Raw genomic sequence first — 23,784 nt, 5'->3', positions numbered from 1 at the left:
GAGGCGGGACATGACAACACTTGCAGAACTGGGACTGACAGCACAAGGCGGTGCAGAGGCTCTGGTGACGGGACTGGCCGTCGATAGCCGCGATGTAAAGGCAGGATACCTGTTTGCGGCCTTGCCGGGTACAAAGGTTCATGGCGGCGAATTCATCCAATATGCCCTGCGCATGGGGGCTTCGGCCATTCTGACCGATGCCGAGGGCGCACGCATCGCCGCAGACGTTCTGGCCATGACTGACGCGGCCCTGATCGTGGCGCAAGACCCCAGACAAACGCTGGCCCAGACGGCATCGCTGTGGTTCGGGGCGCATCCGCGCACCGTTGTGGCGGTAACGGGCACCAATGGCAAAACATCCGTTTCCACATTCTGCCGCCAAATCTGGGAGGAACTTGGCATCGCAGGTGTCAATCTGGGCACTACAGGCGTCGAAGGGGCATGGGCGCATCCGCTGAAGCACACCACGCCGGAACCGATTACCCTGCACCGCGTTCTGGCAGAGGCCGCGCGCAATGGCGTGTCTCATGTGGCGATGGAGGCTTCGAGCCATGGGCTTGACCAGCGCCGTCTGGACGGGGTCGTCCTGGCCGCTGCGGGGTTCACCAACTTCACCCAGGATCACCTTGATTACCATGAAACCTTTGAAGCCTATTTTGCTGCTAAGGCGGGTCTGTTTGAACGGGTGCTGACCGACGACGGCGTTGCTGTTGTCAATCTGGATGACCCCAAGGGGGAAGAGGTCGCGCGCCTTTGCACCAAACGCGGGCAGGAAGTGATTGGCGTGGGGCGCCACCCTGCTGCGCGCTTGCGTCTGACCGGGCAACGCTTTGATGCGACGGGACAGGATGTTCTGTTTACGTGGCAGGAAAGGCGGCATCAGGTCAGGCTTGCCCTGATCGGCGGATTTCAGGCGGAAAATGTTCTTTTGGCGGCGGGGCTGGTGATTGCCGCAGGGGCAGACCCGCAGGATGTGTTCGACGCCCTGCCGCATCTGGGCACAGTGCATGGCCGGATGGAACTAGCAGCGACGCGCGAAAGCGGGGCGGCGGTGTTTGTGGACTATGCCCATACGCCGGACGCTGTTGAAACCGCGCTCAAGGCGATGCGCCCGCATGTGATGGGCCGCATTATCGTGATTGTGGGCGCGGGGGGCGATCGCGACGTGGGCAAACGCCCCTTGATGGGGGCGGCCGCTGCGCAAAACGCCGATATAGTGATTGTCACTGATGATAATCCACGCTCGGAAGACCCCGCATCGATCAGGGCGGCTGTGTTGGCAGGGGCGGTTGATGCGGGCGCTGAAAGTGTGACGGAAGTGGGCGACCGGGCCGAGGCAATCTTGCGCGGCATTGACATGCTGGGTGCGGGCGATGCCTTGCTGATTGCGGGCAAAGGGCATGAGACCGGGCAAATCGTGGGCGATTCTGTCCTGCCGTTTGACGATGTGGAACAGGCCAGCGTAGCGGTGGCAGCACTTGAGGGGCGGATATGACCCTGTGGACCAGTGCAGAGGCGGCAGCGGCGACTGGCGGTCAAACCGGCGACTGGGTGGCGACAGGCGTGTCGATTGACACGCGCACGATCCAACCGGGTGATTTGTTCGTGGCACTGCGCGATGTGCGCGACGGGCACGAATTTGTTGCACAAGCCCTTGAAAAGGGGGCGGCTGCGGCACTTGTCAGCCACGTGCCTGATGGCGTTTCGCCAGATAGGCTTTTGATTGTAAAGGATGTTTTGCAGGGGCTTGAAGCGCTGGGCGTTGCCGCGCGGGCGCGGTGCAAGGGCCGGGTTGCTGCGATCACCGGATCGGTGGGCAAGACCTCTACCAAGGAAATGTTGCGCACGGTGCTGGAACGGCAGGGCAAGTGCCATGCTGCCGAAGCATCGTACAACAACCATTGGGGCGTGCCGCTGACGTTGGCGCGGATGCCCGCTGACACCGACTATGCAATCATCGAAATCGGGATGAGCAATCCGGGCGAAATCGCCCCCCTGTCACGGATGGTGCGCCCGCATGTGGCGATGGTGACAACCGTCGCTGCGGCGCATCTGGCCTCATTTGACAGTCTGGCAGGCATTGCCACTGAAAAGGCGGCCATCATTGATGGGTTGGAGCCGGGCGGCGTTGCCGTGCTCAATGCGGATATCGAGACCTCCTCGATCTTGCGTGACCATGCGGACGCGCGTGCCGCGCGACAGCTCTTGTTTGGAGAGACAGCACCTGATTGGACGCTGCGGGATGTACGCCTGAACGGGGATGTGACAGTGATCCGGGCAACGGGCGCCGGGCAGGATTATTTGTTCAAACTGTCGGTTGCGGGGCGTCATTTTGCGACGAATGCGGTGGGTGTGCTGGCGGTTGTTGATGCTTTGGGGGCGGACCCGGTGACCGCAGCCCTTGACATGGCACTGTGGGTGCCACCCGCCGGGCGCGGCACCCGCGAAACCATCGTGATTGATGAAGCAACCGACGGGGAAAGCCTTGCGTTGCTGGACGATTCATTTAACGCCAATCCCACGTCACTGACTGCCGCGCTCGAGGTTTTGGCAGCCGCGCAACCCGTTGACAACGTGGGGCGTGTGGTCAAGGGGCGCAGGATCGCCATTCTTGGCGATATGCTGGAACTGGGCGGGCAAGAGGTGCAGATGCACCGTGATGTCGCCACCAACGCCTATCTGCAAGAGCTGGATCTGGTGCATTGTGTCGGCCCGCTGATGCATCATCTGTGGCAAGCCCTGCCGGATGAACAGCGCGGTCAATGGGCACAAACGGCATCCGAACTTGCGGCCCGCACGACGGGGTTGGTGGATTGCGGCGATGTGGTGCTGGTCAAAGGTTCCAAGGGCAGCAAGGTCAGTCTGGTTGTTGACGCCATCCGAAAACTGGGGCATCGCCGCCCTTTGGAAGAATAAGGATCTTGGCATGTTATACTGGTTGACAGCACTGTCGGACGGTGGCGATTTCTTTAACCTGTTTCGCTATATCACCTTCCGGGCGGGCGGGGCCTTTATGACGGCACTGCTGTTTGGGTTTATCTTTGGGCCGCCCTTGATCAATGTGTTGCGCCGCACGCAAGGCAAGGGCCAGCCTATTCGCAATGACGGGCCAGAGGGGCATTTTGCCAAGGCTGGCACCCCCACGATGGGCGGGCTGCTGATCGTAGGTGCGCTGACCACATCAACCTTGCTTTGGGCGCGGCTTGATAATCCGTTTGTGTGGATGGTGCTGTTTGTGACCTTGTCCTTTGCGGCCATCGGGTTTGCCGATGATTATGCCAAAGTGTCCAAGCAGAACACCGCAGGCGTGTCTGGCAAGGTGCGGATTTTGCTTGGTATTCTAATCGCCGGAGTGGCCGGATACTGGGCTGCGGCCTATCACCCCGATGAACTGAGCAACCAGCTTGCCCTGCCGATTTTCAAGGATACGCTGATCAATCTGGGGGTCATGTTCATCCCGTTTGCGATCATTGTGATCGTCGGTGCTGCGAATGCGGTGAACCTGACCGATGGTCTTGACGGGCTGGCGATCATGCCGGTGATGATTGCAGCGGGCACATTCGGGATTATCGCCTATGCTGTGGGCCGGACCGATTTCACCCAATATCTGGACGTGCATTATGTCCCAATGACGGGCGAAATCCTGATCTTTTCGGCGGGGCTGATTGGCGGCGGTCTGGGCTTTTTGTGGTACAACGCGCCGCCTGCTGCCGTTTTCATGGGCGATACCGGGTCATTGGCCCTTGGAGGGGCCCTGGGCGCGATTGCAGTGGCCACCAAGCACGAGATTGTTCTGGCTATTGTCGGAGGCCTCTTTGTGGTCGAGGCGCTGTCTGTCATTGTGCAGGTCCTTTATTTCAAGAGAACCGGTAAGCGGGTGTTCCTGATGGCCCCGATCCACCATCATTACGAGAAAAAGGGTTGGGCCGAGCCGCAGATCGTGATCCGTTTCTGGATCATTTCGCTGATCCTCGCGATGATTGGTCTCGCGACTTTGAAGGTGCGTTAGCACGTTCACAGCCGCAGATGGTGCGTGGCTAACTGTGGACCTTTGACGCCTTTCCATCCTCTTGCAGACTACGCCGTAGAGCGGCACTGTGCGCCGAAGTGTGAAGGGGCGAAGTAATGATTCCAGTGCAGGGCTATGCAGGCCAAACCGTTGCCATTCTGGGCTTTGGTCGTTCAGGCCGTGCCACTGCGGTGGCGTTGCAGGCTGGTGGCGCGCAGGCGGTTGTCTGGGATGATAGTGCTGCCACCCGTGATGCGGCAGAGGCGGACGGGTACGACCTGCGCGATCTGACCAAAGCAGGCGCGTTCGAAGGGGTCGCGAGCCTCATCGTCAGCCCCGGCATCCCGCACCTTTATCCCGCGCCGCATCCCGTCATTGCGGCTGCATGGGCGGTGGGCGTGCCGGTGGACAATGACATCGGGCTGTTCTTTCAATCCTTTGCCACGGCGGATTGGGACAGTTTTGACACGATGCCGCGTGTGATTGCCGTGACCGGATCAAACGGGAAATCGACCACTGCGGCGCTGATCCATCATATTCTGGTTGAAAATGGACGGCCCGCGCAGTTGGCGGGCAACATCGGGCGCGGGGTGCTGGATATTGAACCCGCCCATGATGGCGAAGTGGTGGTGCTGGAGTTATCATCCTACCAGACCGACCTTGCGCGCGCGCTGACCCCCGACATTGCGGTCTGGACCAATCTGTCGCCGGATCATCTGGACCGCCACGCCGGATTGGGGGGCTATTTCGCGGCCAAACGCCGCTTGTTTGCCGAAGGCGGTCCCGAACGCGCGATCATTGGTGTGGACGAAAACGAAGGTCGGTATCTGGCGAACCAGATGGCGCAGGGGCAGGGCGACGACCGGATCATACAGGTCTCGTCCGGGCAGAAACTGACGGGGCCTGGCTGGCATGTCTTTGCGCGCAAGGGGTTTTTGTCTGAATATCGCAAGGACCGGCAGATCGGGTCGATTGACCTGCGGGCTGTGCCGGGATTGCCCGGGGCGCATAACCACCAGAACGCCTGTGCCGCCTATGCCGCCTGCCGCACGTTGGGGCTTGGCCCGCGCGGAATCGAGGCCGCGATGCGCAGCTATCCCGGTTTGCCGCATCGTTCGCAAATCGTGGCTACGCGGGGTGATGTCACCTTTGTCAACGACAGCAAGGCCACGAACGTGGATAGTGCTGCCAAGGCCTTGCAGGCCTTTCCAAAAATCCGCTGGATTTGTGGCGGGTTACAGAAAGAAGGTGGATTGGACGGGCTGCTGCCACATCTGGGCCATGTGGTAAAAGCCTATGTCATCGGTCGCGAGGCCGATCAGTTTGCACGCCAGTTGGTCGGTGCAGAGGCAGAGGTGTGCACCACGATGGATATGGCCGTCGCCAAGGCCACGGCAGAGGCACAGGCGGGCGAGGTTGTCTTGCTGGCGCCGGCTGCTGCGTCCTTTGATCAATATGACAATTTCGAGAAACGCGGCGAAGATTTCATTCGCTGTGTTGGCAGCTGAAAAACGGGCCACACCTCAGCGCATCAGGATGACAAATCATTACAAATCAAGGGGGTGTCGGCATCAGGCACCTCGTAGATGACCGTGTAGGGAGGACTGGTGGTATAGACGCCACGAATACCGCCCGGCTCGTCATAGATGGTCCAGCATTTGTGCTCTGGGTCGTGGTCATAGCGAAAACAGATGTCGCCCTTGCTTTCGAACCAGACGCCGTACTGGCAAATCCCTTCGACACTGGACCACATAACACGGCGGCCGGGCATATAGCGTTCAACCCCGTAGACGTCAGTTGTATCGGTGCGGAAGGTGATTGTGCGCCCGGTGACATGGGCGTCAAAGGCGGCCCCGTCCATGATATCTTGTGCGGCAAGCGGCATTGTCGCCAACAGCGCCGCAGCCCACGTAAGCCCGATTTGTCTAAGCATGTATGATACGCTCCACCTGTGGGTCCATGATGCGCCGCCAGAGTGGGGGGATCAAGGCGATGCTTGCCATCAAGGGCAGCGGTTTGGGCAGCATTGGGGCATCATCTGGCAATGTCAGCGCGGGATATGGGCGTGCCGGATGCGCGTGATGGTCCGAATGGCGGGTTGCGTTTAGCATCATGGCAGATGAATACCAATGCGGGCTGTTCCAACTGTGGGCTGCTGTGACCGGAACTGGCTTGCCTTGCGCTGTTATCCGGCGCACCAGCCCGTAGTGCTGCACATAATCGGACATCAGCAACTGCATCTGTGCGTAGCCTGCCAGACCCAAATAGCCAAGCGCGCCAGCCCAGCCAAAAAACGCAAATGCAATCGCGATAAACAGGCAAGCCCCTCCAACATAGAGCAGATAGGGGTTGCGCCGAAGCGGGCGGCGTACTGCCTCTGCCCGAAAGCCTGCCTTGAATGACCCGGTCCATGCCCGCAGGGCGTAGCGGTAAAATCCTTCCCCCTTGCGCGATGTATTGGGGTCTGCGTCGGTTGCCACGTAGCGGTGATGCACCAGCACATGCGCGGATGTATGGTGCCCGAAAAGCAGACTGATATAGACCCACATGCCAAGCAGATGCATCGGGCGGGTCGTCCGGTGGATCAATTCGTGGGCATTGGCATTGCTGATTTGGCCAAAGTACAGGCCCGCAGCAAAGAACAACCCCAGCTTTTCCGCCGTGCCAAATCCGGCACCCGCCAGCCCCTGCACAGCCAGCGCCAGCAGGCCAAAATGCAGCAGACCAAGTGTGGCCGACAGTGCCGAATCTGCGGAGAACGCGCTGGATGGGCTGACCCGCTGCACCAGCCTGTCCAGCAGGCCGACGCCGATGGTCTGAAGCATCACCGCCAACACGATCCATAGTCCGCCCCGGACAGCCGCAAGCCCCAGTATGGCCGAAGGTAGCAATGTTGCGATGGCAAAGAATGTGCTTGGATGGGTCATGTTTCGCATCGTTAGCACGGGTTTCCCAAGGCGTCAGCGAAAATAGCCAAACTGCGCGCTTTGGCCCTGTGTCCTGTCGCTTTTGCGTGGCCGGGCAATTTTGGCGGCGCTATGTTGCAACGGACCAAGAGAGGAACCGCCCATGGCACTTGATAACCGCGAAGGTGTTTGGAAATCCGGCAAAGGCAAGGGGCGTCACACGCCCAAGGGCCGCCAGTTGGACGATCAGGCATGGGACGAGGTCAAAGCATTGCTGGGCGAAAGCCCGCGCAGGCGTGATCTGTTGATCGAGTTCCTGCATTTGATTCAGGATGAATACGGTCGCCTGTCTGCCGCCCATCTGCGTGCTTTGGCCGAAGAATTGCGTATGGCGCAGGCCGAAGTCTACGAAGTGGCGACGTTCTATGCCCACTTCGACGTGGTCAAGGAAGGCGAGCCCACACCACCTGCGCTGACCATTCGTGTCTGCGACTCGCTGTCTTGCGAACTGGCAGGCGCACAGCAGTTGATGGCCGCCTTGGAGGACGGGCTTGATGCCAGTGAAGTCCGCGTTCTGCGCGCACCCTGCATGGGTCGCTGCGATACGGCCCCGGTGCTTGAACTGGGGCACAACCACATTGACAACGCGACCCCGCAGAAGGTGAAAGACGCGATTGCCGCTGGCGATACACATGCCCATCTGCCCGATTACCAAACGCTTGCCACCTATATGGCTGACGGCGGTTATGCGGAACTGAAGTCCTTGCGCGATGGCGGCGACTGGGAGGCGGTGCAGGATAAAGTGCTGTCATCCGGCCTGCGCGGCCTTGGCGGGGCGGGTTTTCCGTCAGGCAAGAAATGGGGCTTTGTGCGCGCCAATGCGGGGCCCCGGTATCTGGCGGTGAACGGGGACGAGGGCGAGCCGGGCACCTTCAAGGACCGTTATTACCTTGAACGCACCCCGCATCTGTTTCTTGAGGGCATGCTGATTGCCGCTTGGGCGGTCGAGGCGCAGACTTGTTTCATCTACATGCGCGACGAATACCCCGCCGTGCTTGAAATTTTGCGACGTGAAATCAAAGCACTGGAGGACGCGGGGCTTGTGACACCCGGCTATATCGACCTGCGGCGCGGTGCGGGGGCCTACATCTGCGGCGAAGAAAGCGCCATGATCGAAAGTATCGAGGGCAAGCGCGGGATACCCCGCCACAGACCGCCCTTTGTGGCACAGGTGGGCATTTTTAACCGGCCCACGCTGGTACATAATGTCGAAACGTTGCTGTGGGTCGCGCGGGTCTGCCGCGAAGGGCCAGAGGTGCTGAGCGGTGTCGAAAAGAACGGGCGCAAAGGGTTGCGATCCTATTCCGTGTCAGGGCGGGTGGCCAAGCCGGGGGTTTATCTGTTGCCCGCAGGGTCCACGATCACTGATGTGATCACCGCCGCCGGGGGCATGGCAGAGGGCCATGTCTTCAAGGCCTACCAGCCGGGTGGCCCGTCATCCGGACTGTTGCCTGCCACGATCAATGACGTCCCCTTGGATTTTGACACGCTGCAACCGCTGGGCACCTTTATCGGGTCTGCCGCCGTTGTTGTGCTGTCTGATCAGGACAAGGCGCGTGATGCGGCGCTGAATATGCTCCGGTTTTTCGAGGATGAAAGCTGCGGGCAATGCACCCCCTGTCGGGTTGGCTGTGAAAAGGCGGTTAAGCTGATGCAGGCCGACGCATGGGACCAGCCGCTGCTGACGGATCTATGCACCGCGATGGCCGACGCATCCATCTGCGGGCTGGGGCAGGCGGCGCCGAACCCCATCAAGCTGGTGATGCAGCACTTCAAGGATGAAATCTGAGCATTTGCCGCGTCACTGGTGCAATGATAGTGCGGGTGGGCCTCGGCTTGAGGCTTTTCAATTGTGCCATCAGCCATTAGGTCATGATCAGCAATGATCTAGGGGCTGGTTGCCATGTCGTTCTTCAAAAAGCTCAAGAACCGGATGTTCAAATCCTCGTCCAAGATTGACGAGGGGCTTGATGCGATCGTCAGTGAAGGGGGCGAGGAAGAGGCCGCGCAAACGGCCCCGCTGGCTGATGCGGAAACACCCGAACCCGCCCCGATACCCGAACCGGAGCCTGTCGTTGAAGAGGCGGAGGTAAAGGCCCCGGAACCAGAGGCCGCGCCGGAGGTTGCACCAGAGCCGCCCAAAGAAACCGCCCCTGCACAGGCGCGATTGAATGTCGACATCACGGCCCCGCTGACCGAGGCGTCAGAACCGCAGGCGGAGCCGGAGAAGGCCGGTATTCTTGGCCGGATGTTCGGGCGCACAGAGGCAAAGACGGTCGTGCGGCGCGCGCTGGACGATGACATGCTCGAGCAACTTGAAGAGCTTCTGATCTCGGCCGATATGGGCGTGGACACAGCCTTGCGCGTCACTGCCAACATGGCCGAGGGACGGCTGGGCAAGAAACTGTCGGTGCCGGAAATCAAACAGCTTATGGCGACCGAGATCAGCCGCATCATGGACCCTGTCGCGCGGCCCCTTCCGCTTTATGCCAAGACCCCGCAAGTGGTGTTGGTTGTTGGCGTCAACGGGTCCGGCAAGACCACCACAATCGGCAAGTTGGCCAGCCAGTTCAAGGCGGCAGGCAAAAAGGTCGTCATTGCGGCGGGCGATACGTTCCGGGCGGCGGCGGTTGAACAATTGCAGGTCTGGGGGGACAGGGCTGGCGTGCCGGTGCTGACCGCGCCCGAAGGATCGGACCCTGCAAGCCTTGCCTTTGACGCGATGACACAGGCGCAGGCAGACGGCGCTGATTTGTTGATGATTGACACCGCAGGACGTCTACAAAACCGGGCCGACCTGATGGAAGAACTGTCCAAGATCGTGCGGGTGATCCGTAAAAAAGACCCTGACGCGCCGCACAATACGCTGTTGGTGCTGGATGCAACCACCGGTCAGAACGCGGTGCAACAGGTGAAGGTTTTTCAGGAATTGGCCGATGTATCAGGGCTGGTGATGACCAAGCTGGATGGCACCGCCAAAGGCGGCGTTCTGGTGGCATTGGCGGATAAATTCGGCCTGCCGATCCATGCAATCGGGGTTGGCGAACAGATTGATGATCTTGCACCTTTTGATCCCGAAGAATTTGCCGCAGCGCTGGTCGGACTTGAATGAACCTGCTTTGCCGGTTCGCTGACTGATGGGCGAATGGCTGGTATCCATTGCCGGCACGTCCGAGGGCGCGCGGCTGGCGACGGCCCTTGCGCTGATGTCGGCTATCGCCCATGCGGCCTTTGGGGCGTTGCAAAAAGGGCGCTATGACCCGTGGCTGACACGCGGGGCAATTGATGCGTGGCTGGCGGTATTGTCGGCGCCGGTGGCGCTATTTCTGGTGCCATGGCCTGATGCGACGACAGCACTGCTGCTGGGTGGCGCGATTGTCATTCACTTTGCCTACAAAGTCACGATGGCGCTGGCTTATGAGCGGGCGGCCTATACGGTGGTCTATCCGGTGGTGCGGGGCACCGGGCCGCTTGTCACGGTCATTGCCGCATCCGCATTCTTTGGCGAACATTTCACCGCCACGCAATGGATGGGGGTGGCCTGCCTGTCAGGCGGTATTCTGTTGCTCGCGCTGCGGAACCTGTCGGAAGAAGAACTGGATCTGCGGGCGCTGAAAATCGGCTTGGCTTGGGCGCTAACGGGGGGCGCGCTGGTCGCTGTCTACACAACCTACGATGCTTACGGGATCAGACAGTCGCCGGACCCGTTTACATTTCTGGCGTGGTTTTTCTTTGTGACCGCCTTTGACATGCCCATTCTGGCCCTCTTGCGCCATCGGCGGATGGCGGTGGAATTGATCATCGGCCCGTTGGTCTGGCGTGGGCTTGCCGGAGCGCTTATCGCTTGGGTCAGTTTCGGCGGGGTGATGATGGCGACCCGGCTCGATAAAGTGGGCGAGGCGGCCGTACTGAGAGAAACCTCTACCGTGTTTGCTGCCCTGATCGGCTGGTTCATTCTGGGCGAAAAGGTTGGCCCGCGCCGCCTTATTCTGATGGCGCTGGTTGCGCTGGGCGCCGTGATCGTGGAAATGGGAGGATAAGGAGGAACCAATGGCCCGAAAACAGCTGAACCCGATGCTCAAGCAAGTCCTGGAACTGGGGCCGACCGTGGCGTTCTTCCTGATCTACATTCGGATCAAGGATGATACCTTTGCGATCGGCGGTGTGGACTACAGCGGTTTCATTATTGCGGCGCTGATTTTCGTGCCGATCCTGTTGCTGGCAATGGGGCTGCTTTGGGCCCTGACCGGAAAACTCAGCCGGATGCAGGTGTTCACCGCCTTCATGGTGATCTTTTTTGGTGGCCTGACTGCCTATTTCAACGATGAGCGGTTCTTCAAGATGAAGACCACGATTGTTTACGGGTTCATGGCCGCAATCCTTGGTGTGGGGCTGCTGCGCGGGCAAAGCTATCTGCAATATGTGATGGAAGAATTCCTGCCGATGGAACCTGAAGGCTGGATGATCTTTACCCGGCGTCTGACCTACATGTTCATTACGCTTGCTGTAGCGAATGAACTGATCTGGCGGACGCAATCGACTGATTTGTGGGTCAAGCTGGAAACCTTTGCCTTTCCCGCTGTCTTATTCCTGTTCCTGTGGGTTCAGATCGTCGGCCTGCAAAAATATTTGATCGAGGAACCAACGCCACCGTCTGAATAGGTGCAGCCGGGTCAGGACCCTAGCGCATTTCGACAAAGCCAAAGCCGACCGACCCGCGGCGGGCGGCTTTCCTTGCGTCGCGGCGATAACGTAATGTGTCAACCTGATCATTGGTGATTCGAGGGCGAAACAATATTCCTGTTCGATACCCGGTGGCCCACATGACAACGGCATCGACGCGCAGGCTCAGGATTCTCAACTGCAACCTGTCGCTGCGGTGCATACCGCGCAGCCCTTCAAGCTGGGCACCTTCGTTATGGATATCCAGCACAACCGCCTGTTGCGATCCAAGTGGTGTGACCACCTCTACAGGATAAGTCGTGTTATAACGATGCGGCCGATATTTCATGTGCAACCCTTTCAGCAGCACATGCTATCGCGCCTAACCTAACAAATCGTTATGGCTTCTGTTGAAAAAGCGTGTTCTGCGCCGCCTGATCCTTGCGGAAATCGGCGCGTTTTTCCGCGGCCAGCGCACGCCCGCGCTGCACTGCCGGCCGTGCGCCCATGTCATCCAGCCAGCGCGCCATATGGGGTTTGTCATCCAGCGTCTGCTGCTGCCCTTCCCACAGCGATGCCCAGCCCCAGATCGATATATCCGCGATCGAATAAAAGTCGCCGGCAACATAGGCATTGTTTGCAAGCTGGCGGTCCAGCACGCTATAAAGCCGTGCCGTTTCACTGCGGTAGCGGTCCTTGGCATAGGGCAGGTCATTGGGCGGGTCCATCGCAGGCGCGTATTTCAGGAAGTGATGCGCCTGTCCCGCCATCGGCCCCAAACCGCCCATTTGCCACATCAGCCATTGGTCAACGCTGATCCGGTCCCGTTCGGTTATCCCGTAGAACTGCCCGGTCTTGCGCGCCAGATATTGCAGGATCGCCCCTGATTCAAACACAGACACCGGCGCACCGCCCGGCCCGTCATGATCTACGATGGCAGGCATCCGGTTGTTTGGCGCAATTTTCAGGAAATCAGGCTTGAACTGGTCCCCCGCGCCGATATCGACCAGATGCAGATGATAGGGCAGGTCCATTTCTTCAAGCGCAATCGAGATTTTCCAGCCGTTTGGCGTAGGCCAGAAATACAGATCAATGGGTTGCGTCATTCGGTGTCCTTTCTAGCAATCAAAACGCAGAATGGCAGGCAAGGCGCAAAGAACAACCCCTGTTCGCGGTGCCGCAATTCGCGCCCGGCAGGATTGACGAATGCCCGGCATCGGCGTATTTGCCTGTCCGTGGCGATTTGTTACCGGATTGCGGGCCACGTTAAATATGCCGCTAAAGAGGAAGCGGGATTGACCCCGATACCTTTTCCCGGTGTCGGGGCTTTTTTATGCGCCACAATAGGCGCGAGGTATAATGACATGAAAACGTGGAACAAACGCACCAAAGCGGTCCATGCCGGCACACGGCGCAGCCAATATAACGAAGTGAGTGAGGCGATCTATCTGACGCAAGGTTTCGTCTATGATACCGCCGAAGATGCAGAAGCGCGCTTTATCAAGGCGGGCGAGGATGAATTCATCTATGCCCGCTATGGCAACCCCACCGTGGCCATGTTCGAAGACCGGATCGCCGCTTTGGAAGGCGCCGAAGATGGCTTTGCCACGGCGTCGGGCATGGCGGCCGTCAATGGCGCGCTGACATCCATGCTGCGCGCAGGTGATCATGTGGTGTCTGCGCGGGCGTTGTTCGGGTCGTGCCTTTATATCCTTGAGGAAATCCTGACCCGTTACGGGGTCGAAGTGACATTTGTTGATGGTACGGACCTTGTAGCATGGAAATCCGCGATCCGGTCCGACACCAAGGCCGTGTTCTTCGAATCGATCTCGAACCCGACGCTTGAAGTGGTTGACATCAGAGCGGTGAGCACGCTGGCCCATGCGGTCGGCGCAACAGTCGTTGTCGACAACGTCTTTTCGACGCCGGTGTTCTCGGATGCGATTGCGCAGGGGGCGGATGTGGTCGTCTATTCCGCGACAAAGCATATCGACGGGCAGGGGCGCGCATTGGGCGGCGTGATCCTTGGCACTAAGGAGTTCATTCGCGGCACGGTGGAACCTTACCTCAAACACACGGGCGGTGCGATGTCGCCTTTCAACGCCTGGATCATGTTGAAAGGGTTGGAAACGATGGACCTGCGGGTCAGGGCGCAGGCGGAAACGGCGCACAAGCTGGCCGCAGCTCTGGAGGCGGACGGGACATTGGACAACGTCATTTATCCGGGCTTGGAAAGCCACCCACAACACGCGCTGACCGTGGCCCAGATCGGGGCAGGGGGCACCGTTTTGTCGATAGACGCGGGCAGTCAGGAAAAGGCGTTCAAGCTTTTGAACACGCTTGATATTATCGTCATCTCGAACAATCTGGGCGACGCGAAATCTATCGCGACCCATCCGGCCACAACAACCCACCAGCGGTTGTCTGAAGTGACCAAGCAGAAGCTGGGAATTACGCCGGGTCTGATCCGGTTGAGCGTGGGATTAGAAGATGCGGATGATCTTCTGGCGGATTTGCGGCAAGCGATCAAAGTGATGTGATGCGCATGCGCCCTTTTGGGTGCCGACGATAGGGCAGCACTTGCGCAGATATTTCATGGCGCCGTCAAATACGGCACGTCTGGTTACCTTGACCAATCACAGCGCGATGCCTGGTCCCCGTCTTTTCCTGCACCAGATGCATGGGCCGCGCGTCTGGAGGGACGGACACTTTCGTCGCGCATGATCCGGACCTTCCCAGGGTTCATTTGCATGGCACCCGATGGTTATGTTGATCCCGCTTTCGTGACCCCATCACGATTTGGTCAGGGGATCGCCACTGCACGGTATCATGTGATAGAAACGAGGCCCGACACCGTCAATCGCAACGGTTGGCGGTGCAGGCCAGCCATCTAGCCAAACCGTTCTTTTTGCGGCAAGGTTGGCAGGTGGATGCGCCAAATACGGTAGAACACGGGGGTGTTTCTTTGGGAAACTGGATCATGTCAAAATCGTTGGTGCCCTTTCGCAATGGGTGATTCTGAACTCACTTTTTCGCGCATTTACAAAGAATTCATTGGAAACTCTGATGCAGCGCCCCATTTTGGCAATTCAGACGCACCTGAGAGGGCCCCTGACATGAATATTCACTCGCCTGATATGGATCGCGAACCAACCCGCGAAGAAGCAGAAGCGGCATTGGCATTACTGCGCCGTTGGGCGGATGACGTGACGGCAGAGGAAGTGGCCACGCTTGACCCGCTGGTATCGCGTCTGATCCCCGGTCAGGAGGTGTCGAATTATCCGGCCCTTGCGCGTGCCTACCCTGACGCGTTTGAGGTGGATGATGCCTACAAAGCCACGATGCCTGATCTGCAAAACGGGCCATCCAGCCTGATCCGCGGTGCGCAGCAGCAAATCCAGCATGTCGGCATATCGAATTTCCGCCTGCCGATCCGGTTTCATACCCGCGACAATGGCGACCTGACGTTGGAAACATCCGTGACGGGCACCGTGTCGCTCGAGGCGGAAAAGAAGGGCATCAACATGTCCCGGATCATGCGGACCTTCTACAAGCACGCGGAAGAAACATTCAGCTTTGACGTGATCGAACGGGCGCTGGATGCCTACAAGAGTGATCTGGAAAGCTTTGATGCACGCATCCAGATGCGGTTCAGTTTTCCGATGAAGGTGCAAAGCCTGCGGTCGGGCCTTGAAGGCTATCAGTATTACGACATCGCGCTGGAACTTGTCGAAAGCGCGGGCGTGCGCAAAAAGATCATCCATCTGGATTATGTCTATTCATCCACTTGCCCCTGTTCGCTGGAACTGTCCGAACATGCCCGCCAATTCAGGGGGCAATTGGCGACACCACATTCGCAGCGCTCTGTGGCGCGGATTTCGGTGTTACTGGACAACGAGGCCGGCGTGTTGTGGTTCGAAGATCTGATTGACCGTGCCCGTGCCGCCGTGCCGACTGAAACCCAAGTGATGGTCAAGCGCGAGGACGAGCAGGCATTTGCGGAACTGAACGCCGCCAATCCGATCTTTGTCGAGGACGCGGCCCGTTTGTTCACTGAGCAACTGCAACTTGATCCGCGGATTGCAGATTTCCGAGTGATCGCCAGCCATCAGGAAAGCCTGCACAGCCACGATGCGGTGTCGGTTCTGACCGAAGGAGAGACCTTTGCAACTGAAAGCATCGACCCCAAGCTGTTCGCGTCGCTTTTCCACGTGGGGTGAATCTTGACAAAAGAAACCTGCCTTCCGGTGCATCGTGCTATATTGGAGGGCGTTTCCCGGATCGCGGCTGACACGCCATCAAGCCCATGACTTCTTGACACTCCCTACGCCTCGGGCCAACCCTGCGCCATGCTTGATCTGCGCCCCGTCGGATATGTGATTGGATTGCTTGTCGCCGCTTTGGGGTTGACGATGCTCGCCCCTCTGGGGGCGGACTTGCTGGCGGGCAACGGCCATTGGTTTGTATTCTTTGAAAGCGCGGTCATTACCGTCCTGTGCGGTGGCCTGATGGCCCTGGCTTGCGCCAATGGCGTGACCGAAGGGCTGTCACTGCGGCAGACCTTTCTGCTGACCTCATTGGTGTGGCTGACCCTCCCCATTTTCGGCGCGATCCCCTTTCTGCTGGGGGCGACAGAGGCCAGCCTGACCGACGCTTTCTTTGAATCGATGTCGGGGCTGACCACGACGGGGGCCAGCAACTTTACCAAGCTGGAGGACCTGCCGGACGGGCTCAAGCTGTGGCGGGGCATTCTACAATGGCTCGGCGGGATCGGCATTATTGTTGTTGCGATGGTTTTCCTGCCCGAGCTCAAGGTCGGGGGGATGCAGATTTTCCGCTCGGAATCCTTTGATACGATGGGGAAAATCCTGCCACGGGCCGGGCAGATCGCGACCCAGATTTCCGTGATCTATGTGGCGCTGAGCTGCATCTGTGCGTTTGTCTATTCTGCACTGGGGATGACGGGTTTTGACGCGATCGTGCATGCCATGACAACCATTGCCACGGGGGGGATGGCGAATTCCGACCAGTCGTTTGCGGCCTATGGTGCGGGCATCCACTATGCCGCCAGCCTTTTCATGATTCTGGCTGCCTTGCCCTTTGTGCGTTATGTGCAACTGCTGGCCGGAACCGCGCAGCCCTTGTGGCGCGACAGCCAGATCCGCACATTTCTGGTGATCATTCTGATCTGCGTCCTGCTTATCACCTCATGGATCGTCGGCCGCGAAGGGGTCGTGTCCGAGCGCGCCTTTCGTCAGGCGCTGTTTAACGTCACCTCGATCATCACGGGGACGGGCTATGCGAACGCGGACTACATGCAATGGGGCACCTTCCCTGTCGCGATGTTCTTTTTCATCGGGCTGATCGGGGGGTGTGCGGGCTCGACCGCCTGTTCGGTCAAGGTCTTTCGCTATCAGTTGGTTTTTGCTGCGATCAAAAGCCAGATCAGGCAAATCCACTCGCCACACGGCATATTCACTCCGCGCTACGAAGGCCGCCCGATTTCAGAGGACGTTCTGAACTCGGTCATGGCGTTTCTGGTGGCCTTTATCCTGACGCTGGGCGGGACATCGGTGTTGTTGGGCATGACAGGGCTGGATTTTATCACATCGGTGTCGGGGGCGGCGACCGCGTTGGCCAACATTGGCCCCGGACTTGGTATCGAGATCGGCCCCGCAGGCACATATCAATATATCAACGACACAGCCAAATGGATATTGGCCATTGCGATGTTCGTGGGCCGGTTGGAGATCATGGTGATCCTGACGATTCTGTCCGTCAGATTCTGGAGGGACTGATGACCCAACGCCCCCTTGGTGCCCAGATATCCCATATGCTGAAGGATCGCGGCGTCGATGTGATCTTTGGCATACCCGGTGTACACAATCAGGAAATGTACCGCGGCATCGAAAAGGCCGGGATCACCCATGTGCTGGCCCGTCACGAGCAGGGTGCGGGTTTCATGGCCGATGGTTACGCCCGCGCAACGGGCAAGCCCGGTGTGGCCTACGTGATCACGGGGCCGGGGCTGTGCAATATCATGACCCCGATGGGGCAGGCCTATTCCGACAGCGTGCCGATGCTGGTGATCTCAAGCTGTCTGGACGAGACGGCCGCGCGTCACGGGCAATTGCATCAGATGATTGATCAAAATGCAGCGGCGGCAGCGGTTTGCGATTGGTCGCGCACGACCGCAAATGCCGATGCCGCTTATCAGTTGGTCGACCGTGCGTTTCTTGAGTTTGAAACGAAACGTCCTCGGCCCAAACATCTGAGCTTGCCGATCAAAGCGCTCGAAGGCCCCGGGGGGAGCTTTCCGGCGCTTGCCTCTGTGCCACCAGTGGGCGCTGTTGATACCGTTTCTTCGGGAACCTGCGCGGATTTGCTGAAGAATGCGCAAAAGCCATTCATGATCGTTGGGGGAGGCGCACGGAAACCAGCGCGGCGATTGGCGGACCTTGTACGGCGCATGGGCGTCGCGAGCATGTCGACCTACGCCGGGCGCGGGGTTATTCCGGCAACTGATCCGCTGCATTTTGGATCGTTTCTTGCACGTCCCGACTCAGGGCGGATCATCGCCGAGGCTGATGTGGTCTTTGCCATTGGAACCGAACTGTCAGAAGTTGACCTGTGGCGTGATGAACTGGCGGATGATGTCCCGCTGATCCGCATCGACATTGACCCTGAAATGCTCTGTGATGCCCAAAACAACGTGATGATTGTGCAATCAGATGCAGCCGCATGGGTGGCCGCTGTGGACGATGCACTGGCTGGCGTGACCATAAATTCCGACTGGTCAGCCGATCAGGTTCAACAAACCAAGACCAAATGGCGCAGCGAAATTGATATGGACCGCCCCGGCATCCTGCCTGTCGCGGATGCGCTGAAAGAGGCGCTGCCAGTGGATGCGATGATCTATTCAGACATGACCCAATTCGCCTATGCCGCAAAGGAAGTCTATCCGATGGACCGCCCGGGGCATTGGCATCATCCTTATGGTTTCGGAACTTTGGGCTACGCGCTGCCAGCGGCGATTGGTGGCAAGATCGGCTGCCGCGACCAACCGGTCATCGCAATCATGGGTGACTATGGGTTCCAGTACACGGTGCAGGAATTGGCTGTTGCCGTCGAACTGGAACTGACCCTGCCCATCATCATCTGGGACAATGGCAAGCTGGGCGAGATTGAAGACAGCATGGTGCGCGCGCAAATCGCGCCAAATGCAGTCGTCCAGCGCAACCCGGATTTCTGTAAACTGGCAGAGGCCTACAGTGCCGCGTCGGCGGCCCCGCAAAGCCTGCCAGACTTAAAATCTGCGATCACGACCGCGCTTGCGACAAAGGGCCCGACCATCATTCATGTGAAATCGGATATCGCGGGCGTGGCGAACTAGGCCGTTCAAGTTATCGCTTTGCCCCGGCATTGATCCAACTTATCAATGGTCATGACCTTTGACCAAATCCGCACATTCCTCTGGGTGGCCCGTCTGGGCGGCTTTCGCAAGGCGGCCGAACGGCTGAACCTGTCGCAACCCGCTGTTTCCACCCGCATTTCAAATCTGGAGCATGAATTGCGGGTCGCACTGTTTGAACGTGGACCGGGTGAGTTGGTGCTGACGAAACATGGCACGCTACTGCTGTCCTACGCCGAACAAATGCTGTTCGTGGAAGAAGAGATCAAGCAGCGCGTCGCCAACCCGTCAGAGGCCGAAGGGCTGTTTCGCGTCGGGGCCTCTGAAACCATTGCGCAGGCGTGGCTGCCCGATTTCCTCAAGGCGTTCAGCGAACAGTACCCACGGGTGAACGTCGATCTGACGGTAGATATTTCGATCAACCTGCGCGCCGCGTTGTTGGAGCGCAAGCTGGACATGGCGTTTCTGATGGGGCCGATTTCTGAATTCTCGGTCGAGAATGTCGCCCTGCCGCCGTTTGACTTGCATTGGTACCGGTCAACCATGAATGCGCAAACCGACCTGAGCAAAATTCCCGTCATTTCCTATTCCAGTCAGACGCGTCCTTACAGGGAACTGATGTCTGAATTGTCCCGCCGTGTCGGGCCCAAGTTGCGGGTGTTTGCGTCAGCGTCACTTTCAGCCAGCCTCAAGATGATTGCGGCGGGGATCGCGGTGGGTCCTTATCCGCGCGCGCTGGCCAACGATTTTCTGGAATCAGGCCAGATTGTTGAATTTGATGCAGGATTTCAGCCGCAGCCGCTGGCCTTTACGGCGTCTTATCTGTCAGAGCCGCGCAGCTTTCTGGTGGAAAACAGCGCTGAAATGGCGCGCGCCGTCGCGCTGGCGTGGGATGAAATCCATCCAAAGTAAATTCAAAAAATCGATCACACCTGATATAAAATGATAAATTGCGCGATGTCGGGACCTGTGTGATCCTTCCAAGGGAACTCCCGGGGGCGGACATCATGACAGCAAAATCCGTATCACATGCCGATTTGGTCAAAGCCTCTGCGGCGGATGTGCGGGCCGCGATCCGGGATGGGTCATACGATGGGCACACGGCCGGATTGGCCGCGGGAAAACTGCAATGCAATCTGGCGATCCTGCCTGAACGGTACGCGCTTGATTTCCTGCGCTTTTGCCAGCGCAACCCCAAACCATGCCCCATCGTTGGCATCAGCGACAGCGGCAACCCGGCTTTGCCCACCTTGGGGCGCGACATCGACATTCGGACGGATGTTTCAAAATATCGGGTCTTTGTGAACGGTAATCTGGACAAGGAAGTCACCGATATTACCGACATCTGGACCGATGATCTTGTGACTGTGGCATTGGGCTGTTCCTTCACCTTTGAAAACGCGCTTTTGCGGGCGGGGATTCCGGTGCGTCACAGTGAGACTGGCAAGAATGTCCCCATGTATCGCTCCAATATCGACCTTGTGCCCGCAGGCCGGTTCAGCGGGCGAATGGTTGTGACGATGCGCCCGATCCCCGAAGCCCAGGTTGCCGAGGCCAGAGAAATCAGCAGCCGCTTCCCCCAAGCTCACGGTGCGCCAATTGCCGCCGGAGATCCGGCGCAAATCGGCATTGCCGATCTGTCCCAGCCGGACTGGGGCGATGCCGTTGATATCAGACCCGGCGAAGTGCCGGTCTTTTGGGCCTGCGGCGTCACACCGCAAAATGTCCTTTTGGACGCAGGGCTGCCAATCTGCGTCACCCATTCGCCTGGCCATATGCTGATCGCAGATGTGGCCGAAGATGCGGAAACAACAATCATGAAGCCAGTTTAAAGAAGGAAACACACGATGAAAAAGACACTCTCGATCCTTGCTGCAAGCACAGCGCTTGCTACCCCACTTGCCGCAGAAGACCTGTCCGTGGTCGGCAGCTGGTCCAGCTTGCCACTGCACAACCAATATGAAGCCCCGTTCTGGAACAAGATTCTGCCAGAGGCATCGGGTGGTGAAATCGCTGTTGAACTGACCACGCACAACCAGATGAGCCTTGGTCTGGGCGACATCTATCCGCTTCTGGGGCAGGGGGTGTATGACGTGGCAATGACTGTTGCGGATTATGCGGTCGCCGATGCGCCTGAACTTGAAGGTCTCGACGTACCCTTGCTTGCCCTGAGCGCAGATGAAGCGCGCGCAATGGTCGATGCGGCCCGTCCGATGGTGGCGGACATCTACCGCGACCGCTTCAATTCGCATGTGCTGGCCATTGCGCCCTATCCGCCGCAGGTGGTTTTCTGCAATCACGAGATCAACAATCTTGCTGATCTTGAAGGGCTCAAGGTCCGCGCCTCTGGTCGCATGACTGCCAAACTGCTTGAGGCGCTGGGCGCGGAAGGTGTCAATGTGTCATTCTCTGAAGTCCCGGGTGCGCTGCAAAACGGTGTCGTCGATTGCGCCGTTACGGGTGCCGGTTCTGGCTACAGTGCCGGCTGGTGGGAAGTGTCGACGCACCTTTTGCCAATTCCGCTGGGTGGTTGGGACTCTGTGGTCACGGCGATCAATCTGGACAAGTGGAATAGCCTTGGCGCTGACACACAGGCATTGATCACGACACAGATTGCCGAAGGTTTCGAAGACCCGGCATGGGCGAGTGCGCAGGATGCGTTGGTCAACGATATCGCCTGTCTGACAGGGAATGGCGAATGCCCGTCGGGCGAGCAGCGCGCGATGAAACTGGTTGCTGTCAGTGATGCCGATTTTGACCGGGCACGAACGATCCTGACAACCGAGGTACTGCCAGAATGGGCGGAACGCGCCGGGGGCGACTGGGCCGAACGCTGGAATGACACTGTGGGCAAGGCCGTCGGCGTGACGATCGAGTAAAACCAATAACGAAGGGGGTGCCGCGCATGGAACTCAAACTGATAGAAAACCTCAGAGCGATCAACAAAGGGGTCGCCCTGATGGTGGGTTTTGGTTTGCTTCTCTGTGCGGCATTCGTGCTGATTGATATTGTTTCGCGGCAGATCGGCACGTCCTTTGGCGGCACCGAAGAAATCGCGGGATATACCATGGCGCTTGCGACCTCTTGGGGGATGTCCTTTACCCTGCTTGAATTGGGGCACGTGCGTATTGACCTGCTGCGCAGCCGTGCGGGCAGCTTCAAGCGGGCCTTGTTTGATGTGTTTGCGATGATTGTGATGTCCGGCGTGGTCATCACAATCGCAATCAAGGCGTGGCCTGTGCTGGAACGGTCCATCACGAATGGGTCACGCGCCAATACCCCATTGGAAACCCCTCTTGTCTGGGTGCAGGCGCCTTGGTTTGCGGGCTGGGTCTGGTTTGCGCTCATGTCATCGCTGACCACCATCGCAGCGCTTAGTTTGCTGCTGAAAAAACGCCATGCAGAGACCGAAAAATTCGTCGGCGCCTTTGCCGAGCAGGAGACCTTGCAATGATTGGTTATGTCTCTGTTGGATTGCTGGGCCTGCTGGCGCTGTCAATCCCGGTTGGTATCGTGTTGTTTTTGCTGGGCTTCGGGGTCGATGTATTTTTTTCCAGCTTTCCGCTGACGCGGGGCTTGGGCAATATGGTCTGGTCGGCATCAAATTCGGCGACCTTGATTGCGATCCCGTTTTTTGTGTTGTTGGGTGAAATTCTGGTGCGCAGCGGGGTTGCGACGCGAACCTATGCCGCGCTGGACCGTTGGGTGTCATGGCTGCCCGGTGGACTTGTCCACGCAAACGTGGCCACTGCAACGATGTTTTCAGCGACGTCAGGGTCATCGGTGGCCACGGCGGCGACGGTGGCAACTGTTGCCATGCCGCAGGCGGAGAAACTGGGATATGATCCCAAACTCTTTTCCGGGGCGATTGCGGCGGGGGGCACGCTGGGCATCATGATACCCCCGTCGATCAACCTGATCGTCTATGGATTTCTGACGCAATCCTCTATTCCGCAACTCTTTCTTGCCGGCTTGATCCCCGGCGTCGCGTTGGCGTTGGCCTTTATGGCGGTCACTGCAATTATTTGTCTGGTACGTCCTGATTTGGGCGGCGTCCGGCGCACCTTTCCCTTTCCACAGATGCTGCGGGCTCTGCTGGACCTGATCCCGATCATCATCCTGTTTGGACTGATCGTCGGGTCGATCTATGGCGGCTGGGCCACACCAACCGAAGCCGCTGCCGTAGGCGTCGCGGGCGCACTGCTGATCGCGTTGGCGTTCGGTGGGGTGTCGTGGGCCATGCTGATGCAAAGCCTGACCGGCACGGTCAAGATTACATCCATGATCATGCTGATCGTCATCGGGGCATCGTTTTTGAACTTCACGCTGGCGTCAGCCGGGCTTGGGCGCGAACTGACGGCCTTTATGACGGGCCTTGGCCTGACCCCACTAAAGACAATTCTGGTGGTGGTCGTGCTTTATATCGTGCTCGGGTTCTTTATCGAAACCCTGTCACTGATGGTTGTGACCATTCCGATCATCGTGCCATTGGTGCTTGCGCAGGGCTATGACGTGATCTGGTTCGGCATTTTGATGATTGTCCTGATCGAGATGGCGCTGATAACCCCGCCGGTTGGCCTGAACCTTTATGTGGTGCAGGGCGCGCGCAAATCGGGCAACCTGAACGAGGTCATGCTGGGGGCATTGCCCTACTGCCTGACAATGCTGGCGATGGCCTTCCTGCTCATCGCCTTCCCGAACATTGCGCTATTTTTGCCAAATGCCTTGCAGTAGGC

21 protein-coding genes and 1 riboswitch are annotated in these 23,784 nt (G+C 58.7%); of the genes, 17 read left to right on the top strand and 4 right to left on the bottom strand.

The window, feature by feature from the left end; translation table 11 throughout:
* The first annotated feature begins 10 nt into the window (after nt 1-10).
* The 4 genes from C8N45_RS13700 to murD all read left to right on the top strand — a co-directional run bounded on the left by C8N45_RS13700 (nt 11) and on the right by murD (nt 5,517).
* Nucleotides 11-1,495 carry a UDP-N-acetylmuramoyl-L-alanyl-D-glutamate--2,6-diaminopimelate ligase gene (locus tag C8N45_RS13700; protein ID WP_108386823.1) on the top strand — a complete coding sequence of 495 codons (1,485 nt, stop codon included), beginning with the start codon at nt 11-13 and terminating at the stop codon, nt 1,493-1,495.
* A complete protein-coding gene (locus tag C8N45_RS13695) occupies nt 1,492-2,916 on the top strand; it encodes a UDP-N-acetylmuramoyl-tripeptide--D-alanyl-D-alanine ligase (RefSeq protein WP_108386822.1) in 1,425 nt (474 codons plus the stop codon). Before C8N45_RS13700 ends, C8N45_RS13695 begins: the two co-directional genes overlap by 4 nt.
* 10 nt (nt 2,917-2,926) lie before the next feature.
* On the top strand, nt 2,927-4,009 hold the full coding sequence (mraY, locus tag C8N45_RS13690) for a phospho-N-acetylmuramoyl-pentapeptide-transferase (protein WP_108386821.1): 1,083 nt from the start codon (nt 2,927-2,929) through the stop codon (nt 4,007-4,009).
* A 116-nt stretch (nt 4,010-4,125) separates the two neighbouring features.
* Complete coding sequence (gene murD, locus C8N45_RS13685) at nt 4,126-5,517, top strand: UDP-N-acetylmuramoyl-L-alanine--D-glutamate ligase (RefSeq protein WP_108386820.1); 1,392 nt, start codon at nt 4,126-4,128, stop codon at nt 5,515-5,517.
* A 23-nt stretch (nt 5,518-5,540) separates the two neighbouring features.
* Here murD and C8N45_RS13680 read toward each other — a convergent pair whose 3' ends face one another.
* Together C8N45_RS13680 and C8N45_RS13675 are read right to left on the bottom strand one after the other, a co-directional pair.
* Nucleotides 5,541-5,942, bottom strand: a complete 402-nt coding sequence (locus C8N45_RS13680) for a hypothetical protein (RefSeq protein ID WP_108386819.1) — start codon at nt 5,940-5,942, stop codon at nt 5,541-5,543.
* Nucleotides 5,935-6,936 (bottom strand): alkane 1-monooxygenase, encoded by a 1,002-nt coding sequence (locus tag C8N45_RS13675; protein ID WP_108386948.1) that lies wholly within the window; start codon nt 6,934-6,936, stop codon nt 5,935-5,937. The genes C8N45_RS13680 and C8N45_RS13675 overlap by 8 nt, the downstream gene beginning before the upstream one ends.
* Before the next feature lie 142 nt (nt 6,937-7,078).
* Here C8N45_RS13675 and C8N45_RS13670 point away from each other — a divergent pair, with 142 nt between their 5' ends.
* The 4 genes from C8N45_RS13670 to C8N45_RS13655 all read left to right on the top strand — a co-directional run bounded on the left by C8N45_RS13670 (nt 7,079) and on the right by C8N45_RS13655 (nt 11,637).
* Nucleotides 7,079-8,764, top strand: coding sequence for an NAD(P)H-dependent oxidoreductase subunit E (locus C8N45_RS13670; RefSeq protein WP_108386818.1), 1,686 nt, complete (start codon nt 7,079-7,081; stop codon nt 8,762-8,764).
* 114 nt (nt 8,765-8,878) lie between these two features.
* A complete protein-coding gene (ftsY, locus tag C8N45_RS13665) occupies nt 8,879-10,087 on the top strand; it encodes a signal recognition particle-docking protein FtsY (RefSeq protein ID WP_108386817.1) in 1,209 nt (402 codons plus the stop codon).
* A gap of 25 nt (nt 10,088-10,112) precedes the next feature.
* On the top strand, nt 10,113-11,015 hold the full coding sequence (locus C8N45_RS13660; RefSeq protein ID WP_108386816.1) for an EamA family transporter: 903 nt from the start codon (nt 10,113-10,115) through the stop codon (nt 11,013-11,015).
* Between the two features lie 10 nt (nt 11,016-11,025).
* Nucleotides 11,026-11,637, top strand: coding sequence for an inner membrane-spanning protein YciB (locus C8N45_RS13655; protein ID WP_108386815.1), 612 nt, complete (start codon nt 11,026-11,028; stop codon nt 11,635-11,637).
* A 19-nt stretch (nt 11,638-11,656) separates the two neighbouring features.
* Here the strand turns inward: C8N45_RS13655 and C8N45_RS13650 are convergent, their stop codons facing one another.
* Both C8N45_RS13650 and C8N45_RS13645 read right to left on the bottom strand, forming a co-directional pair.
* Nucleotides 11,657-11,986 carry a PilZ domain-containing protein gene (locus C8N45_RS13650; RefSeq protein ID WP_114427835.1) on the bottom strand — a complete coding sequence of 110 codons (330 nt, stop codon included), beginning with the start codon at nt 11,984-11,986 and terminating at the stop codon, nt 11,657-11,659.
* Nucleotides 11,987-12,035: 49 nt separating this feature from the next.
* Nucleotides 12,036-12,743, bottom strand: a complete 708-nt coding sequence (locus C8N45_RS13645; protein WP_108386813.1) for a glutathione S-transferase N-terminal domain-containing protein — start codon at nt 12,741-12,743, stop codon at nt 12,036-12,038.
* Nucleotides 12,744-12,862: 119 nt separating this feature from the next.
* A riboswitch (SAM riboswitch) is annotated at nt 12,863-12,940 on the top strand.
* A gap of 61 nt (nt 12,941-13,001) precedes the next feature.
* On the opposite strand from C8N45_RS13645, the gene metZ reads away from it, so the two are divergent.
* From metZ to C8N45_RS13595, 9 genes are all read left to right on the top strand, one after another.
* Nucleotides 13,002-14,177 carry an O-succinylhomoserine sulfhydrylase gene (gene metZ / locus C8N45_RS13640; protein ID WP_108386812.1) on the top strand — a complete coding sequence of 392 codons (1,176 nt, stop codon included), beginning with the start codon at nt 13,002-13,004 and terminating at the stop codon, nt 14,175-14,177.
* A 576-nt stretch (nt 14,178-14,753) separates the two neighbouring features.
* A complete protein-coding gene (folE2, locus tag C8N45_RS13630) occupies nt 14,754-15,857 on the top strand; it encodes a GTP cyclohydrolase FolE2 (RefSeq protein ID WP_108386947.1) in 1,104 nt (367 codons plus the stop codon).
* 129 nt (nt 15,858-15,986) lie between these two features.
* The gene (locus C8N45_RS13625) at nt 15,987-17,435 is read left to right on the top strand and encodes a TrkH family potassium uptake protein (protein ID WP_108386810.1); all 1,449 of its coding nucleotides are present in this window, start codon (nt 15,987-15,989) and stop codon (nt 17,433-17,435) included.
* The gene (locus C8N45_RS13620; RefSeq protein ID WP_108386809.1) at nt 17,435-19,030 is read left to right on the top strand and encodes a 5-guanidino-2-oxopentanoate decarboxylase; all 1,596 of its coding nucleotides are present in this window, start codon (nt 17,435-17,437) and stop codon (nt 19,028-19,030) included. The genes C8N45_RS13625 and C8N45_RS13620 overlap by 1 nt, the downstream gene beginning before the upstream one ends.
* Before the next feature lie 51 nt (nt 19,031-19,081).
* Complete coding sequence (locus C8N45_RS13615) at nt 19,082-19,960, top strand: LysR family transcriptional regulator (protein ID WP_108386946.1); 879 nt, start codon at nt 19,082-19,084, stop codon at nt 19,958-19,960.
* Between the two features lie 95 nt (nt 19,961-20,055).
* Entirely contained in the window at nt 20,056-20,880 is an 825-nt protein-coding gene (locus C8N45_RS13610) for a putative hydro-lyase (RefSeq protein WP_108386945.1), read from the top strand.
* Between the two features lie 15 nt (nt 20,881-20,895).
* On the top strand, nt 20,896-21,927 hold the full coding sequence (locus C8N45_RS13605; RefSeq protein ID WP_108386808.1) for a TRAP transporter substrate-binding protein: 1,032 nt from the start codon (nt 20,896-20,898) through the stop codon (nt 21,925-21,927).
* A 26-nt stretch (nt 21,928-21,953) separates the two neighbouring features.
* Complete coding sequence (locus C8N45_RS13600) at nt 21,954-22,502, top strand: TRAP transporter small permease subunit (protein ID WP_108386807.1); 549 nt, start codon at nt 21,954-21,956, stop codon at nt 22,500-22,502.
* The gene (locus C8N45_RS13595; protein WP_108386806.1) at nt 22,499-23,782 is read left to right on the top strand and encodes a TRAP transporter large permease; all 1,284 of its coding nucleotides are present in this window, start codon (nt 22,499-22,501) and stop codon (nt 23,780-23,782) included. The genes C8N45_RS13600 and C8N45_RS13595 overlap by 4 nt, the downstream gene beginning before the upstream one ends.
* The last annotated feature ends 2 nt before the right edge of the window (nt 23,783-23,784 follow it).

It is taken from the genome of Yoonia sediminilitoris, assembly GCF_003058085.1.
GTDB lineage: Bacteria > Pseudomonadota > Alphaproteobacteria > Rhodobacterales > Rhodobacteraceae > Yoonia > Yoonia sediminilitoris.
Note: the sequence above shows the minus strand (reverse complement) of the source record. Positions and strands in the feature narration are given on the sequence as shown.